The 14,904-nt window shown below is 75.7% G+C and carries 13 protein-coding genes; 7 read left to right on the top strand and 6 right to left on the bottom strand.

The genetic code is table 11. The features are described from left to right. The first annotated feature begins 80 nt into the window (after nucleotides 1–80). The 3 genes from I4I82_RS05740 to I4I82_RS05730 are packed head-to-tail and all read left to right on the top strand — an operon-like array spanning nucleotide 81 to nucleotide 2,910. Nucleotides 81–719 carry a nitroreductase family protein gene (locus tag I4I82_RS05740; protein WP_218593314.1) on the top strand — a complete coding sequence of 213 codons (639 nt, stop codon included), beginning with the start codon at nucleotides 81–83 and terminating at the stop codon, nucleotides 717–719. Next, nucleotides 716–2,248, top strand: a complete 1,533-nt coding sequence (locus I4I82_RS05735; RefSeq protein ID WP_218595399.1) for a class I adenylate-forming enzyme family protein — start codon at nucleotides 716–718, stop codon at nucleotides 2,246–2,248. The genes I4I82_RS05740 and I4I82_RS05735 overlap by 4 nt, the downstream gene beginning before the upstream one ends. After that, nucleotides 2,245–2,910: a TetR/AcrR family transcriptional regulator gene (locus tag I4I82_RS05730; RefSeq protein WP_226369891.1), complete on the top strand. Its 666-nt coding sequence runs from the start codon at nucleotides 2,245–2,247 to the stop codon at nucleotides 2,908–2,910. Before I4I82_RS05735 ends, I4I82_RS05730 begins: the two co-directional genes overlap by 4 nt. A 29-nt stretch (nucleotides 2,911–2,939) precedes the next feature. On the opposite strand, the gene yidD is transcribed toward I4I82_RS05730, so the two are convergent. Further along, nucleotides 2,940–3,596 carry a membrane protein insertion efficiency factor YidD gene (gene yidD, locus I4I82_RS05725; RefSeq protein WP_218595398.1) on the bottom strand — a complete coding sequence of 219 codons (657 nt, stop codon included), beginning with the start codon at nucleotides 3,594–3,596 and terminating at the stop codon, nucleotides 2,940–2,942. A gap of 190 nt (nucleotides 3,597–3,786) precedes the next feature. Then, nucleotides 3,787–8,436, bottom strand: coding sequence for an ATP-dependent helicase (locus I4I82_RS05720; RefSeq protein WP_218595397.1), 4,650 nt, complete (start codon nucleotides 8,434–8,436; stop codon nucleotides 3,787–3,789). 58 nt (nucleotides 8,437–8,494) lie between these two features. On the opposite strand from I4I82_RS05720, the gene I4I82_RS05715 reads away from it, so the two are divergent. After that, nucleotides 8,495–8,995: a hemerythrin domain-containing protein gene (locus tag I4I82_RS05715; protein WP_218591148.1), complete on the top strand. Its 501-nt coding sequence runs from the start codon at nucleotides 8,495–8,497 to the stop codon at nucleotides 8,993–8,995. Between the two features lie 10 nt (nucleotides 8,996–9,005). Here the strand turns inward: I4I82_RS05715 and I4I82_RS34370 are convergent, their stop codons facing one another. Both I4I82_RS34370 and I4I82_RS05710 read right to left on the bottom strand, forming a co-directional pair. Further along, nucleotides 9,006–9,128, bottom strand: coding sequence for a hypothetical protein (locus I4I82_RS34370; protein ID WP_255425225.1), 123 nt, complete (start codon nucleotides 9,126–9,128; stop codon nucleotides 9,006–9,008). A 2-nt stretch (nucleotides 9,129–9,130) separates the two neighbouring features. Beyond that, nucleotides 9,131–10,405, bottom strand: a complete 1,275-nt coding sequence (locus tag I4I82_RS05710; protein ID WP_218595396.1) for a CoA transferase — start codon at nucleotides 10,403–10,405, stop codon at nucleotides 9,131–9,133. Between the two features lie 24 nt (nucleotides 10,406–10,429). On the opposite strand from I4I82_RS05710, the gene I4I82_RS05705 reads away from it, so the two are divergent. From I4I82_RS05705 to I4I82_RS34735, 3 genes are all read left to right on the top strand, one after another. Then, nucleotides 10,430–10,624 (top strand): DUF3046 domain-containing protein, encoded by a 195-nt coding sequence (locus I4I82_RS05705; protein ID WP_218595395.1) that lies wholly within the window; start codon nucleotides 10,430–10,432, stop codon nucleotides 10,622–10,624. Between the two features lie 192 nt (nucleotides 10,625–10,816). Continuing rightward, nucleotides 10,817–11,857, top strand: coding sequence for a recombinase RecA (recA, locus tag I4I82_RS05700; protein ID WP_172159834.1), 1,041 nt, complete (start codon nucleotides 10,817–10,819; stop codon nucleotides 11,855–11,857). 2 nt (nucleotides 11,858–11,859) lie between these two features. Further along, nucleotides 11,860–12,954, top strand: coding sequence for a regulatory protein RecX (locus tag I4I82_RS34735; RefSeq protein ID WP_308112768.1), 1,095 nt, complete (start codon nucleotides 11,860–11,862; stop codon nucleotides 12,952–12,954). 224 nt (nucleotides 12,955–13,178) lie between these two features. Here I4I82_RS34735 and I4I82_RS05690 read toward each other — a convergent pair whose 3' ends face one another. Further along, on the bottom strand, nucleotides 13,179–13,901 hold the full coding sequence (locus I4I82_RS05690) for a mycothiol-dependent nitroreductase Rv2466c family protein (protein ID WP_218591151.1): 723 nt from the start codon (nucleotides 13,899–13,901) through the stop codon (nucleotides 13,179–13,181). A gap of 12 nt (nucleotides 13,902–13,913) precedes the next feature. Continuing rightward, complete coding sequence (locus I4I82_RS05685; RefSeq protein WP_218595394.1) at nucleotides 13,914–14,867, bottom strand: LysR family transcriptional regulator; 954 nt, start codon at nucleotides 14,865–14,867, stop codon at nucleotides 13,914–13,916. Nucleotides 14,868–14,904: the final 37 nt, after the last annotated feature.

The following is a 14,904-nucleotide window of genomic DNA, read 5'->3' as shown; positions in this document are numbered from 1 at the left end:
TGCGGAAGACGGGCGCTTGACCTGCATCACTTCCCGCCACCATGCTGCCCACTCCACCTCACAGCGGACAGGGAGCAGCGATGGAGCTGACCGAGGCGATGCGCACCACCGGCACGTGCCGCTACTTCCGACCCGACCCGGTGCCCGACGAGGTGCTCCGCGCCGCGTTCGACGTGGCCCGCTTCGGCCCGCAGGGCGGCAACCGCCAGCCGGTCCGCTGGGTCGTCGTGCGCGAGGCCGCCACGAAGCAGGCGCTGGCCGACCTGTACCTGCCGCTGTGGAAGGCGTACTTCGACGCGATCGCCACCGGCGACGTCAACGTGGGCGCGCTGCCCAAGACCGTCACCGACGCCGACTTCTTCGCCGAGCACCTGGCCGAGGTGCCCGCGATCGTCGTCGCGTGCGCGGAGCTCGACGGCCTGCACCCCACCGATGCCGAGCTCGGCCGACTCTCGGTGGTCGGCGGCGGCTCGATCTACCCGACGGTGCAGAACCTCTGCCTCGCGCTGCGCGACCAGGGCGTCGGCACCGCGTTCACCACACTGCTGTGCATCGAGGAGCCCAAGGTGCGCGAGCTGCTGGCGATCCCGGAGGGCTTCATCACCGCCGCGCACATCGCCGTCGGCTACCCGGAGAAGCCGTTCCCGACCAAGCTCACCCGCACCCCGGTGGACGAGATCGTCTACGCCGAGTCGTTCGCGAAGCCCCTGTTCGCATGACCGGCACGCTCTCCCCGCAGCACCGCTCGCCGATCGGCCGCGCCACGATCGGCGACCAGCTCCGCCGCCACGCCCGCACGCAACCGGGGAAGGTCGCGTTCGTCAGCTACACCCCGGACCGGGTCGAGACGACCTACGGCGAGCTCGATGCGCGGGCCAACCGGTTCGCGCACCTGCTCGCCGGGCGCGGGGTGGGGCGCGGGGACGTGGTCGCGGCGATGGCGCGCAACTCCGTCGACGTGGTGGCGGCCTACTACGGCGCGCTCAAGCTCGGCGCGGCGTTCACGGTGGTCAACCCGATGCTGCGCGAGCACGAGGTGGCCTGGCAGCTCGACCACGCGCGGCCGGCGGCCGTGCTCGTGGCCCCGGAGTTCGCGGGCGCCGTGCCGGGGGAGCCCGTGGTGCTCGGGCCCGGCCTGGAGGCGGAGCTGGGCGCGCAGCCCGACACCGAGCCCGAGGCCGAGGTCGACGAGCACGACGTCGCCATGCTGATCTACACCAGCGGCACGACCGCCGAGCCCAAGGGCGTGCTCGTCCCGCACCGCAACTACCTGATCTCCACCGCGCCCGCGTGGAGCTGGGGGCTGCAGACCGGGCCGGACGACACGTGGCTGTTCGTCATGCCGTTCTTCACGATCGCCGGGCTCGGGTCGATGACGACGCTGACGCTGATGGGCGCCACGCTCGTGCTGCCCGCGACGGTCGAGCCCGCGAGCGCGCTGGAGATCGTCGCGCGCGAGGGCGTCACCGTGATCGCGCAGACGCCGACGTTCTACCTCGCGCTCGCCGCGCAGCCCGGCTTCGGTCCCGACGCCGTCGGGGCCGTCCGGCGGTGCATGACCTACGGCGGGCAGGTCGCCCCGGCCGCGATCGACGCCTGGTCGGCGGCCGCACCGGACGCCCGGTGGGGCACCTACTGGGGGCAGTCGGAGCTCTCGCAGCTCGGCACCGTCGGCTGGTTCGCCACGCTCGACGACGTCCCCGGCGGCGACCCGTCGTGGATCGGGCGGCCGGTCACGCACCTGGAGACCCGCGTCGTCGACGAGAACGGCGACGACGCCGAGGTCGGCGAGCTGATCTGCCGTTCGCCCTCGGTCATGCTCGGCTACCACCGCGAGCCCGAGCGCACCGCCGCGGTGCTGCGCGACGGCTGGCTGCGCACCGGCGACATCGTCCGTGTCGACGGCGAGGGCAACCTGTTCTTCGCCGACCGCAAGGGCGACATGATCAAGTCCGGCGGGATGAACGTCTCGTCGCAGGAGGTGGAGCGGGTCCTGCACGCCCACCCCGCCGTGCTGCGCGCCGCGGTCGTCGGGCGGCCGGACCCGTACTGGTCCGAGGCCGTCACCGCGTTCGTCGTGGCGAAGCCGGGGGAGAGCCCCGACCCGGCCGAGGTCGTCGCGTTCTGCCGCGAGCGGCTCGCGACGTTCAAGGCGCCCAAGGCCGTGCACGTCGTCGACGCGCTGCCGGTCGACGCGCAGGGCAAGGTCCTCAAGCGCGAGCTGCGCACGGTGGAGCTCCCGGCGTGAGCGCGCCCGGCCCGACCCCGCCCGTTCCCGGTCCGCGCCCGATCACCGGGGCGCCCAGCCGTCCGGCCGGCGGGAGACGGGGCGCGGCGCGGCGCGAGCAGGTCGTCACCGCCGCCGCGCGGATCTTCGCCGAGCAGGGGTACGCGGCCGTCGGGATGCGGGAGATCGCCGACGCCGTCGGCATCCGCGGGGCCAGCCTCTACCACCACTTCGCGGCCAAGGAGGAGATCCTCTACGCGATCTGCCTGACGGTCACCGAGGAGCCCAACACCCTCAACCTGCCCCTGCTCGACGCCGCCGGCACGCCCTCGCACCGGCTCGCCGCGCTCGTGCGCGCCCACCTCGAGCACCTGCACCGGCGCCGCGTCGAGCACCTGGTCGGCCTGCACGAGATGGCCGCGCTGACCCCGGAGCACCGGGCCGTCGTCGACGACCACCGCCGCTACTACCAGCGCCGCGTACGCGGGTGCGTGGCCGCGGGGGTGGCGTCGGGGGAGTTCGCGGTGCCCGACGCCCGGCTGGCCGCCTTCGCCATCTGCGACATGCTCAACGGCTTCTCGCACTGGTTCCACGACGATCGCGAGCTGTGCCTCGACGACGTCGTCGAGGGCTACGTCGACCTGGTCGTGGGGCGGCTGCTCGGGTCGCCGGACTTCTACTGAGCCGCCGCCCCCCGGTCGTGCCGCCCTCGTCACGCCGCCCCGGTCGTGCCGCAGTCGCGGATCCGGCGGGCGGCGGCCACGAGGCCGCGGCGCGCGCCGCGCTCCTGCACGGCGGCCAGGGCGAAGGCGCTGCAGCTCGGCGTCGAGGGGCAGCGGGGGGTGAACCGGGTGATCCGGCGCCGGTAGAGCCGGATCAGGCCTCGGGCCAGCGCGCCGCCGCCGCGGTCGGGCAGCACGGCCGCGGCCAGCAGGAGCAGGGTCGAGAGCCGGGTGATCGCGAGCAGCGAGAGGTTGCAGTCGCATCCGTCGCATCCACCGCCCCCCGAGCGCCCGCCGGACCCGCCCCCGCAGCCCCATCCGGCGCCGCTCCCGCCGCCGCGACCCTCTCCGCCGCCCGACGAGCCGGACCCGCGGGAACCCCCGCCGCCGCCCCAGCCGTCGCAGCCCCACCCGCCGCCGCCCCCGTCGGAGCGCCCGCCGGACGTGCGGCCCCCGCCGCGGCCCAGACCGATGGGCACCCCCAGGCCCGACCCGGCCTCGACGACGTCCGCCGCCCCGTCGACGGCGTCGCTCGCGTCCTCCCGCTGCTCCTGACGCCGCCGCGCCTCCTCCTGCCGCCTGCGGCGCTCCTCCTCGCGCCGCCGACGCCGCTGCGCCGGGGTCTCGTCACCGGGACCGGCCCGCATACCGCCTCCTCGTCCGCCTCCGTCAGCGGAAGTGTGCCGCACGGGGACGGGAGGGGTCCCGGCCCCGCGGTCGCAGCCCCACCGGCTCGTCGCACACGCTGCAGCCTGTGCGACCGGCCGCTGTCTGTGCGACCGGAGTCGGGGTGCTGCGTCACCCCTGCGACCGGCCGGTGGGTGTGCGACGGGGGGGTCAGGCCCGCAGGCGCAGCCCCTTGGGTGTCACCCGGAAGCCGGCTTCGGTCAGGACGTCGGCGAGCTCGGAGCCCAGCGACCCGATCCCGTCGGCCTTCTCCACCGCCAGCGAGCCCAGCCACCCCTCGTGGACCGCCCCGGCGAGCGCCTGCGCGGCTGCCGCCAGCTCGTCGTGCTCGGCGCTGAACGACAGCAGCGACTTGCCGCCCCGCTCCACGTACAGCGCCGGCGCTCCTTCCACCAGCACCACGAGCGCGCCCGCCTTGCGGCCGGGCCGGTGCTTCGTGTCGCCCGCGGTGGGGGGCCAGGGCAGCGCCGCGCCGTAGGGCTGCGCCGGGTCGGCCGCCGCGAGGACCACCCGGGAGAGCCCGTCCTCGCCCGGCGCGCCGTCGGGCCGCGACATGGCCCGCAGCCGGTCGATCGCCCCGGGCACCGCGAACTGCGCCGCCCCCAGCCCCTCGACGACGTACCCGCGCCGCGCCCGCCCGGAGTCCTCCATCGCGCGGAGCACCCGGTAGACGGCCGCGAACCCGCCGACCACCCGCCCGGTGCCCAGCGCCCCGCGGGTGAGCACGCCGTGCCGCTCGAGGAACGCCTCCGCCCGGGCGTGCGCGCGGCGGGTGGCGTCGGGCTCGCGGTCGACCGCGAGCGCCCACCGCCCGCCCACCGACGGCGGCCCGCCGCGGCTGGGCATCGTCGGTCGCCCAGCGCGCAGCTGCGCGTACCGCCCGCGCGAGGCGGTGCGGCGGGTGCGGTGCGCCCCGCCCTTGCCGCCGCCGAGCCGGGCCCGCAGCGGCCCGAGCGTGTCGTTGGTGAGCAGCCCGGCCCACACGAGGTCCCAGATCGCGGCGACCACGGCGTCGTCGCCGGGACCCGCGTCGCCGGACTCGACCAGCGCGCGCCCGGCGCGGTCGGCCAGCTCCCGGAAGAACAGCGCGCCGCCGCCGTCGAGCGCGGCGAGCAGGGCGCGGTGCAGTGGGGCGTCGGCGACGTCCGGCTCGGGCTCGGGCAGCAGCAGGTCGGCGACGTCGGCGGGCGCGATGGCCAGCCAGCCGTCGCTGCCGGCGAGCGGCCCGCACCCGGTCCAGGTGACCTCGCCCGCCGCCGTCAGCTCGTCGAGCAGGGCGGGGGTGTAGCCGGGCAGCCGCGCGGGCAGGATCAGCGACTCCAGCGCGCTCGCCGGCAGCGGCGCCCCGGCGAGCTGCTCGACCACGCCGAGCACGTCCTCCGCCCCGGGCGCGCGCCGCATCCGGCCGCGGCGGCCGTCGTCGGCTCCGGTGCGCACGCCCTGCCACGCGGGCAGGAACCGGCCCAGCGCCCGCTGCTCGACGGGCTCCACCTCGGCGCGCAGCCGCGCCAGCGACCCGCGCCGCAGCCGCCGCAGCACCTCGGCGTCGCAGTACTCGATGCCCTCGGCGCCCGGCCGCAGCTCGCCGCGCACCACCCGCCCGGACCCGACGAGGCGGTCGAGCACGCCCGCCACCACCGCGACGCCCAGCCCGAACCGCGCCGCGCACTGCGCCGCGGCGAAGGGGCCGTGGCTGCGGGCGAAGCGCAGCACGAGGTCGCCCAGCGGATCGGCCACCGGCTCGGTGAACGCCTCCGGCACCCCCACCGGCAGCGCCGCGCCGAGCGCGTCGCGCACCCGCCCGGCGTCCTCGATGGCCAGCCAGCGCTCCTCGCCGCCCATCCGCACGCGGATCGCGCGCCGCGCCGACTCCAGGCCGCCGAGCCACTCCGGGGCCACGCCGCGGGCGGCGGCCTCCTCGGTGGTGAGGTCGCCCAGGAACCGCAGCAGGTCGGCCGCGCCCTCGGCGTCGCGCACGTGGCGGTCCTCGGCGAGGCGCTGCAGCGAGGCCTCCACCTCGGCCAGCACCTCGGGGTCGAGCAGCTCGCGGATCGCCTCGGAGCCCAGCAGCTCGGCGAGCAGCGTGGAGTCGAGCGAGAGGGCGGCGGCGCGGCGCTCGGCCAGCGGCGCGTCGGCCTCGTAGAGGAACATCCCGACGTAGCCGAAGAGCAGGCTGCGCGCGAACGGCGACGGTGCCGGCGTCTGCACCTCGACGACGTGCACCTTGCGCGCCTGCACATCGGCCATCAGCGAGCGGAGGCCGGGCAGGTCGTAGACGTCCTGCACGCACTCGCGCATCGCCTCGAGCGTGACCGGGAACTGCTCGTAGCGCCCGGCCACCGCCAGCAGCTGCGCCGACTTCTGCCGCTGCTGCCACAGCGGGCTGCGCCGCCGCGGGTCGCGGCGGGGGAGCAGCAGCGAACGGGCCGCGCACTCCCGGAACCGCGACGCGTAGAGCGACGACCCGCCCAGTTCCGCCACCACGATCTGCTCGACCTCGGACGGGTCGAGCAGCACGTCCTCCGCGGTGGGGACGACCTCGGTGCCGGAGTCGTCCACGGCGTCGGGCAGCCGCAGCACGATCCCGTCGTCGCCCGCCGACGCCTGGCACTCCACGCCCCGCCGCTCGCGCATCCGGGCGGTGATCGCCAGCGCCCACGGACCGTTGACCTGGCGCCCGAACGGCGAGTGCACCACGAGGCGCCAGTCGCCCAGCTCGTCGCGGAAGCGCTCGACGAGGACCGTGCGGTCGCTCGGGACGTGCCGGGTGGCGTCGCGCTGCTCGTGCAGGTAGGCGAGCAGGTTGTCGATCGCCCACTCGTCGAGCCCGGCCGCCGCGGCGCGGGCCCGCGCGTCGACGGTGTCGAGCGCCGACATCTCCCGCACGAACGCCCCGACCGCCCGCCCGAGCTCCAGCGGGCGACCGATCGACTCGCCCTTCCAGAACGGCATCCGCGCGGGCACGCCCGGCGCGGGTGTGACGATCACGCGGTCGTGGGTGATGTCCTCGACCCGCCAGCTCGACGTGCCCAGCAGGAACGTGTCGCCGACGCGCGACTCGTAGACCATCTCCTCGTCGAGCTCGCCGACCCGCGACCCCGCGCCGTCGGCCCCGCCGGGCGTCATCACGGTGAACAGGCCGCGGTCGGGGATCGTGCCGCCGGAGGTGACGGCGAGGCGCTGCGCGCCGGGCCGCCCGGCCAGGGTGTCGGTGACGCGGTCCCACGTGATGCGCGCCCGCAGCTCACCGAACTCCTCGGACGGGTAGCGCCCGGCCAGCATGTCGAGCACCGAGTGCAGCGCGGAGTCGGGCAGCGCGGCGAACGGGGCGGCGCGGCGCACGACGCGCGTGAGGTCGTCGAGGGCCCACGGCTCCAGCGCGACCATCGCCACGATCTGCTGCGCGAGCACGTCGAGCGGGTTGCGCGGGTAGCGCATCGACTCGATCGCGCCCGACGTCATCCGCTCGGCCACGACCGCGCACGACACGAGGTCGCCCCGGTACTTGGGGAACACGACGCCGGTGGACACCGCCCCGACCTGGTGCCCGGCCCGCCCGACGCGCTGCAGGCCCGACGCCACGCTCGGGGGCGCCTCCACCTGCACCACGAGGTCGACCGCGCCCATGTCGATGCCCAGCTCCAGGCTGGAGGTGGCCACCACGCACGGCAGCAGCCCGCCCTTGAGCTCCTCCTCCACGAGTGTGCGCTGCTCACGCGACATCGACCCGTGGTGCGCCTTCGCGACCACCGGGGGAGCCCCGCCGCCGATGCCGGACTGCCCGATCGCCTCCGCCGGGAAGGCCCGTTCGCGGTCCGGGTCGTCGAGGTCCTGGGCGCCCTCGGCCTCCTCGGCCGCCAGCTCGTTGAGCCGCGACGTGAGCCGCTCGGCCAGGCGCCGGGAGTTGGAGAACACGATCGTCGAGCGGTGCGTGCGCACGAGCTCCAGCAGCCGCCGCTCCACCGCCGGCCAGATCGAGGGCCGCTCCGCCGTGCCCGCCGCCGAGCCGATGACCTCCTCGTCGGAGCTGCCCGGCGCCGGCCGCTGGTCGAGCGCGGCGAGGTCGGGCACCGGCACCTCGACCGTGACCTCGATCGTCTTCGGGATCGTCGGCTGCACGACCTCCACCGGCCGCGCGCCCGCGAGGAACGTGGACACCTCGTCGATCGGGCGCACCGTGGCCGAGAGCCCGATGCGCTGCGCGGGGGCGGGAAGCAGCTCGTCGAGGCGCTCCAGCGACAGCGCGAGATGCGCGCCGCGCTTCGTGCCGGCCACCGCGTGCACCTCGTCGAGGATCACCGTCTCGACGCCCTTGAGCGACTCGCGCGCCGCCGACGTCAGGATGAGGAACAGCGACTCCGGCGTGGTGACCAGCACGTCGGGCGGGGTGCGCATGAACGAGCGGCGCTCGTCGGCCGGCGTGTCGCCGGTGCGCATCCCGACCGTGACGTCGGGGACCGTGAGGCCCAGGCGCTGCGCGGCCTGGCGGATGCCGGTGAGCGGCGAGCGCAGGTTGCGCTGGACGTCGACGGCCAGGGCCTTGAGCGGCGACACGTACAGCACCCGGCAGCGCTGCTTGGGCTCCTCGGGGACCGGGCCGGCCGCCAGCTTGTCGAGCGCCCAGAGGAACGCCGCCAGCGTCTTGCCCGACCCGGTCGGAGCGACGACCAGCGCGTGCCGCCCGGCCTGCGCCGCGCTCCACGCGCCCTCCTGCGCCGCGGTGGGCGCGGCGAAGGCGCCCGTGAACCAGTCCCGGGTGGCGGGGGAGAAGCCGTCGAGAGCGGTCACGCCACCCATCATGCGCCGGGGGTCCGACACTTTCCCGTTTGGACGCCGGGGCCTGCGGGAACAGCACCCCATGCCCGATGTGATCCGCCTGATCCTCGACGACCACGAGTCGTTCCGCGCGCGCTTCGCCGAGCTCGAGCAGCTCCGTGACGACCCCACCGCCGCCGCCGCGGTCTGGGCCCCGCTGGCCGCCGACCTCGAGGTCCATGCCAGCGCCGAGGAGCAGTTCTTCTACCCGCAGCTGCTCAAGCGCGTCGAGGACGTCGAGGACGAGACCGAGGACGCCGTCTCCGACCACGACGAGATCCGCCACGGCATCCGCCGCGCCGCCGGCAACGAGCCGGGCAGCGACGAGTGGTGGGCCGGCATCCAGGACGCCCGCGAGGCCAACGACGAGCACCTCGCCGAGGAGGAGGCCGACGACCTGGCCCCCTTCCTGCAGAAGGCCTCGCTCGAGGTGCGCCAGGAGGTCGGCGAGAAGTTCGCCGCCTACAAGCGCGAGCACGCCCACGGTGCCGGGCTCGACTACTCCGACACCGGCGCCGACCAGTACATGGCCGAACACACCTGAGCCGCCGCCGTCAGCGCCTGCGGTTCTGCCACCACCAGCGCAGCAGCAGCGTCAGCGACGTGAGCAGCATCATCAGCACCACGAGCTGGCCGAGCGGCGACGAGAAGCCGGTGGGATCGCCCGAATAGTCCACTTCTACGACGCTACCCACGTCGGGGTCGCCGTGCCGAACGACGGCGCGGGTCGTGGCCAGCGCAGCGGTGACCCGTCGACGGTGCCCGGCGGGGCGGCCAGCGTGAGGTCGCCCATCTCCTGCAGGTGGGGGGCGGGGTCGACCTCCGGCACGTCGACCGCTGCCCCGCGGGCCAGGCCCTGCAGCCACGCCGCGGTGCCGACGAGCGACAGCCGCACGTGCCGCGTGCCGCCCTCGCGGCGCTGCGCGGCCAGCGCGAGCAGGGCGGCAGCGGCGCCGAGGTAGCCCGTGGTGTGGTCGAGCGCCTGCGCGGGCAGCGCGCCCGGGGCGTCGATCGAGCCCTCCTCGACGGCGATCCCGCAGGCCGCCTGCACCAGCGAGTCGAACCCGCGCCGCCCGCCCCACGGCCCCTGCTCGCCCCACGCGGAGAGGGTGACGACGACCAGGCCGGGATGGCGTAGCGCGAGCGCGTCGGGGGCGAGGCCGAAGGCGTCCAGGGCGCCGGGACGGTAACCGGTGACGACGACGTCCGCGTCACCGAGCAGCTCCTCGCGCCGCCCCTCGTCGGCCAGGTCGAGCAGGGCCGAGCGCTTGCCGGGGAGCGTGTCGGCGGCCTGCAGCGGGATCTCCGGACGGTCGGGTGCGTCCAGGCGCAGGACGTCGGCACCGTGCAGGGCCAGCGTGCGGGTGGCGACCGGGCCCGCGATGACCCGGGTCAGGTCGAGGACCCGGGGCCGGCGGACGGGCCGGGGCGGCGCCTCGCCGACGACCCGCTGCTCGACCAGCGGCGGCGGGGCACCGGTCTCCGCGCGCCACCGCTCCTGCGTGCGCACCGCGGCGGCCACCCCGCCCGCCGCGTGCACCGCCGCCTCCAGCTCGACGCCCGTCCGCTCTGCGATCGCCGACGGCACCTGCGCCTCCGTGCACCCCAGCACCCGCAGTGCGGCGGCCCGGTGCCACGGGTAGTTGGCGTGCAGCCGCAGCCAGCCGTCGGCGGTGCGGTGGAACGCCGAGAGCGGGTCGAACGGCGCCCCCAGCGACGTCCCGCGGCGCAGCACGTACCGCTCGCTGCGCAGCGCGATCGCGAGCGTGCGGGTGTCGAGCCCGACCGGGCGGTCGGTGGCGGCCAGCAGGCTCGCGCCGACCGCGGCGACGCCGGCACCGGTGACGTCGAAGGCCGAGCGCAGCACGGCCGGCGGACCCGTCACCGCGAGCCTGCCCGGGGCGGCGGGGTCGCCGCCGAGCTCGCTCCACACCTGCCGCAACGGCGTCGTCATGCCCGCGACGCTAGCCTGGACCGCGTGCGCCTCACCCAGTTCCGCGAGCTGATGGAGGGCGAGTTCGGGGCCGTGCGCGCCTCCTCGCTCGCCCGTGACCACGTGTTCGCCGAGCTCGGCGGCCGCACCGTGGAGCAGGCGCTGGAGTTCGGCTACGACGCCCGCGACGTGTGGCGGGCGGTCTGCGCGGCCTACGACGTGCCGCCCGCTCGGCAGTAGGAGCACCGCCCGGCGCGGGATCCTATCCGTCCGGCGTGTCGGAGTCACGATCGAACAAGTGTTCGCTATCGTGTTGTCCACATGGCGCGGTGGCCGTCCACAGTTCCGGACCTCGCCCGCAGAATGTCGGTGGTCGCCCCTACCGTCGACAACGACCTTCCAGTCCGACACGAGCACGATGTGGAGCCGGCGATGACCGCAGCACCCGACCGCGAGAAGGCGCTCGAACTCGCCCTCGCCCAGATCGAGAAGAACCACGGCAAGGGCTCGGTGATGCGCCTCGGCGACGACACCCGCCCGCCGGTGGGGATCATCCCCACGGGCTCCATCGCGCTCGACGTCGCGCTCGGCGTGGGCGGCCTGCCCCGCGGCCGCGTCGTGGAGATCTACGGCCCGGAGTCCAGCGGCAAGACCACGGTCGCGCTGCACGCGGTGGCCAACGCCCAGGCCGCGGGCGGCATCGCGGCCTTCATCGACGCCGAGCACGCGCTCGACCCGGAGTACGCGAAGGCGCTGGGCGTCGACACCGACAACCTGCTCGTCTCCCAGCCCGACACGGGGGAGCAGGCGCTCGAGATCGCCGACATGCTGATCCGCTCCGGCGCGCTCGACCTCATCGTCGTCGACTCGGTGGCCGCGCTCGTCCCGCGCGCGGAGATCGAGGGCGAGATGGGCGACAGCCACGTCGGCCTGCAGGCCCGGCTCATGAGCCAGGCGCTGCGCAAGATCACCGGTGCGCTGAGCAACTCCGGCACCACGATGATCTTCATCAACCAGCTGCGCGAGAAGATCGGCGTCATGTTCGGCTCGCCGGAGACCACCACCGGTGGCAAGGCGCTCAAGTTCTACGCCTCCGTGCGCCTCGACATCCGCCGCATCGAGACGCTCAAGGACGGCTCCGACATGGTCGGCAACCGCACCCGCGTCAAGGTCGTGAAGAACAAGGTCGCCCCGCCGTTCAAGCAGGCGGAGTTCGACATCCTCTACGGCGTCGGCATCAGCCGCGAGGGTTCGCTGGTCGACGTGGGCGTCGAGCAGGGCCTCGTCCGCAAGTCCGGTGCCTGGTACACCTACGAGGGCGACCAGCTGGGCCAGGGCAAGGAGAACGCCCGCAAGTTCCTGCGCGAGAACCCCGACGTCGCCAACGAGATCGAGAAGCGGATCAAGGAGAAGCTCGGAATCGGGGCCGTCGTCGACGCCGACGCCGCCCTCCCCGCTCCCGTCGACTTCTGATCGTGGGTCGGGTCGCGCGGTTCGGTGACGCCGGCGCGGAGTCCACGCCGGCCGCCGAGGCCCGGCTCGACCGGATCGGCGCCGACGGGCCCGCCGCGGCGGTCGCACGGTTCGGGGGGCTCGACGCCACCCCGGCCGATGCCGGGACGGCCGGCGTCGACGCCGAGACGGGTGACGGTGAGACGGGTGACGGTGAGACGGGTGACGGTGAGGCGGCGGGATCTCCGGTCGCCCGCCTCGACGAAGTGGGGGAGGCCCCGCCGGCCGCACCGCTGGCCGAGCTCGACGCCGCCGACGGCGAGGGCGCCGCAGCCGCCGCGCCCACCCGCACGGCGCGCTTCGGCGAGGGGCGCGTCCGCCCGGCCCGCTCCGGCGACGGCGGACGGTCGGGCGAGGGCCGGGGGGTCGGGCGCCGGACCCGGCGCGACGGTGCCGCGGCCCGCACGCGGCGGACCGCCGGCACGCCCGCAGCCGATGTCCCCTCCACCGACACCCCCTCCACCGGCGAGGGCCCGGCGGACGACCGCAGGACCGCCGACGAGAAGCCCCGGCGCGGCTGGGGTCCCCAGCAGATCGACCCGGACGCCGACCCGCTGGTGGCCGCCCGCGAGATCTGCCTGCGGCTGCTCACCGACCGCGCCCGCACCCGGCACGAGCTGGCCCAGGCCCTGAAGCAGCGGGGCGTGCCCGACGAGGCGTCCGAGTCGGTGCTGAGCCGCTTCGACGAGGTCGGTCTCATCGACGACGCCGCGTTCGCGGGGCAGTACGTGCGCTCCCGCCACACCTACCGGGGCCTCTCGCGGCGCGCGATCGCGATGGAGCTGCGCCGCAAGGGCGTCGACGACGAGGTGGCGGGGGAGGCGCTGGAGGAGGTCGACCCGGCGTCGGAGGAGCGGCGCGCCCGCGAGCTCGTCGACCGCAAGCTGCGCACGGTGCCCGCCGACACCCCGGAGCAGCGGAAGAAGGCTGCCAACCGGCTGGTCGGCATGCTCGCGCGCAAGGGCTACGGCGGCAGCATCGCCTACCGCGTCGTGCGCGAGGCCCTCGCCGCCCACGGGACCGAGCTCGACGACGAGCTCGACAGCCCCGACCTGTAGCCCACACCAACCCTCGCCGCACCGGTCTCCGCACCAGACCCGAGCGGAAGCTCGCACACAGGCCGGGTGGCTCGCACACAGGTCCGGACCTGTGTGCCACCCCCGCACCCTGTGTGCGACCGGCGCCCGGCCGCACCCGGCGCCCGGCCGCGCCCGGTGCACCCGCGGCTCGCCGAGGCACGCCTCCGGTGCACCCGCGACCGGCACGTCCGTGCGGCGCGGGGCTAGCGCTTCTGCCGCCTGCTCCCGCCGTGCCAGTCCTGCTCCACCCCGACCTCGTCGTCGGCCACCCCGAGCGCCCGCAGGCGGGGGAGCTCGCGCAGGCTCCGCTTGAGCTCGGCGAAGCCGGGGAAGCGGGCCAGGGCGATGACGTGGTCCCACAGCTCCGCGGCCTCGTCGTCCGGGGGCAGGCGGCTGATCACCGGGCCGAAGAACGCCACGCCCTGCGGCGGCTCGAAGTGCAGGATCGGCGTGCCGACGTCCTTGCCGGTGAGTGCCAGCGCCTCGTCGGTCTCGGCCTGGATCAGCGCGTCGTGGGAGGTGTCGTCGAGGGCGTCGGCGAGGTCGGCGGGCAGCCCGAGCCCGGCGAGCACCGGCGCCACGAACTCCGCGGTGCCGCGGCGGCCGTGGTCGGCGGCGGCGTCGGGCACCGGGGCGCGGTCGAAGACCTCGGCGCCGAGCGCGGCGTACAGCCCGTCGACGGCCTCGCGCCCGTACGCCTCCCGCGTGGCGGCGGCCAGGCGGAGCAGGCGCAGGCCCGCGGTGTGCCCGGCCTCGTACTCCGGCGGGAAGTGGGTGTCGTAGTCGATGTGGGCGTTGAGCAGCCGCAGCGAGATGAACCGCCAGTCGACGGTGTAGTCGCGCGCCGCCTGCACCTGCCGCACCCACTTGCTGGTCATCCACGCGAAGGGGCACACCGGATCGAAGTAGAAGTGCACGTCGGCCATGCGGCCAGTCTCTCAGCCCGGGAGCGGGTCGGGGCGGCGCAGCACCTGCACGTCGCCGGGCAGGTTGTCCCCGGCCGACAGGTCGGCGAGGAAGGACAGGAGGGTGTCGCGGAAGGCCTGCATCGCGTGGGTCGGGGCGAGGTCGGCGCGGCGGGCCAGCGCGACCGTGCGGTACAGCGCGGGCGTGAGCACCGTGCGGCGCAGCCGCGGGCGCCCGGCGAACACGAGGTCGGGCACCACGGCGACGCCCGTCCCGGCCTCGACCAGGCGCAGCACCGCGTCCATCTCCCCGCCCTCCACGGCGAACCGGGGCGTCTCGCCGGCATCGGCGTAGGCCTGCAGCGTCGCCTCCCGCACGTCGTAGCCCAGCCGCGGGACGATGAGCGGGCGGCGGGCGAGCTCGTGGATCGTCAGCGACGCCCGGGTGGTCGGCGCGCGGTCCGAGGCGGGGGAGGCCACCGACAGCCGCTCGCGCAGCACCGGCGTGGTGTGCAGTGCCGGGTCGATGCCGGTGGTCGGCACGATCACCAGCGCGACGTCGAGCTCCCCGCGCACCAGCGAGCGCACCAGCGGCTGGGACCCGCTCTCCACCAGCTCCAGTCGCACGTCGGGGTGCTGCTCGTGGAACACCCGCAGCACGTCGGCCAGCACGCCGATGCACAGCGACGGTGTGCCTCCGACGCGCACGCGCCCGCTGCGCAGCCCGATCAGCTCCGCGACGCCGGTGCGCGCGCGGTCGGCGTCGGCCAGCATCCGGCGGGCCAGCGGCAGCACCACCTCACCGGCCGGGGTGAGCCTGACGCCCTCGCGCCCGCCCCGCTCCACCAGCGCCGCCCCGAACTCGTCCTCCAGCACGCGCAGCTGCCGCGACAGCGTCGGCTGCGCGACCCCCACGGCGTCGGCGGCGCGCGTGAAGCTGCGCGAGTCGGCCAGTGCCACCAGGTACGCGAGCTGCGTCAACGTCACCGCCATAGCGTAGGAGCATCGAACCGGTGACGCTCAT

It is taken from the genome of Pseudonocardia oceani (genome assembly GCF_019263585.2).
Lineage (GTDB): Bacteria > Actinomycetota > Actinomycetes > Mycobacteriales > Pseudonocardiaceae > Pseudonocardia > Pseudonocardia oceani.
Note: the sequence above shows the minus strand (reverse complement) of the source record. Positions and strands in the feature narration are given on the sequence as shown.

Coding starts and splice junctions, on each gene's coding strand:
- I4I82_RS05740 (WP_218593314.1), top strand. CDS start 81: ATGGAGCTGACCGAGGCGATGCGCACCACCGGCACGTGCCGCTACTTC.
- I4I82_RS05735 (WP_218595399.1), top strand. CDS start 716: ATGACCGGCACGCTCTCCCCGCAGCACCGCTCGCCGATCGGCCGCGCC.
- yidD (WP_218595398.1), bottom strand. CDS start 3,596: ATGCGGGCCGGTCCCGGTGACGAGACCCCGGCGCAGCGGCGTCGGCGG.
- I4I82_RS05720 (WP_218595397.1), bottom strand. CDS start 8,436: ATGATGGGTGGCGTGACCGCTCTCGACGGCTTCTCCCCCGCCACCCGG.
- I4I82_RS05715 (WP_218591148.1), top strand. CDS start 8,495: ATGCCCGATGTGATCCGCCTGATCCTCGACGACCACGAGTCGTTCCGC.
- I4I82_RS05710 (WP_218595396.1), bottom strand. CDS start 10,405: ATGACGACGCCGTTGCGGCAGGTGTGGAGCGAGCTCGGCGGCGACCCC.
- recA (WP_172159834.1), top strand. CDS start 10,817: ATGACCGCAGCACCCGACCGCGAGAAGGCGCTCGAACTCGCCCTCGCC.
- I4I82_RS05690 (WP_218591151.1), bottom strand. CDS start 13,901: ATGGCCGACGTGCACTTCTACTTCGATCCGGTGTGCCCCTTCGCGTGG.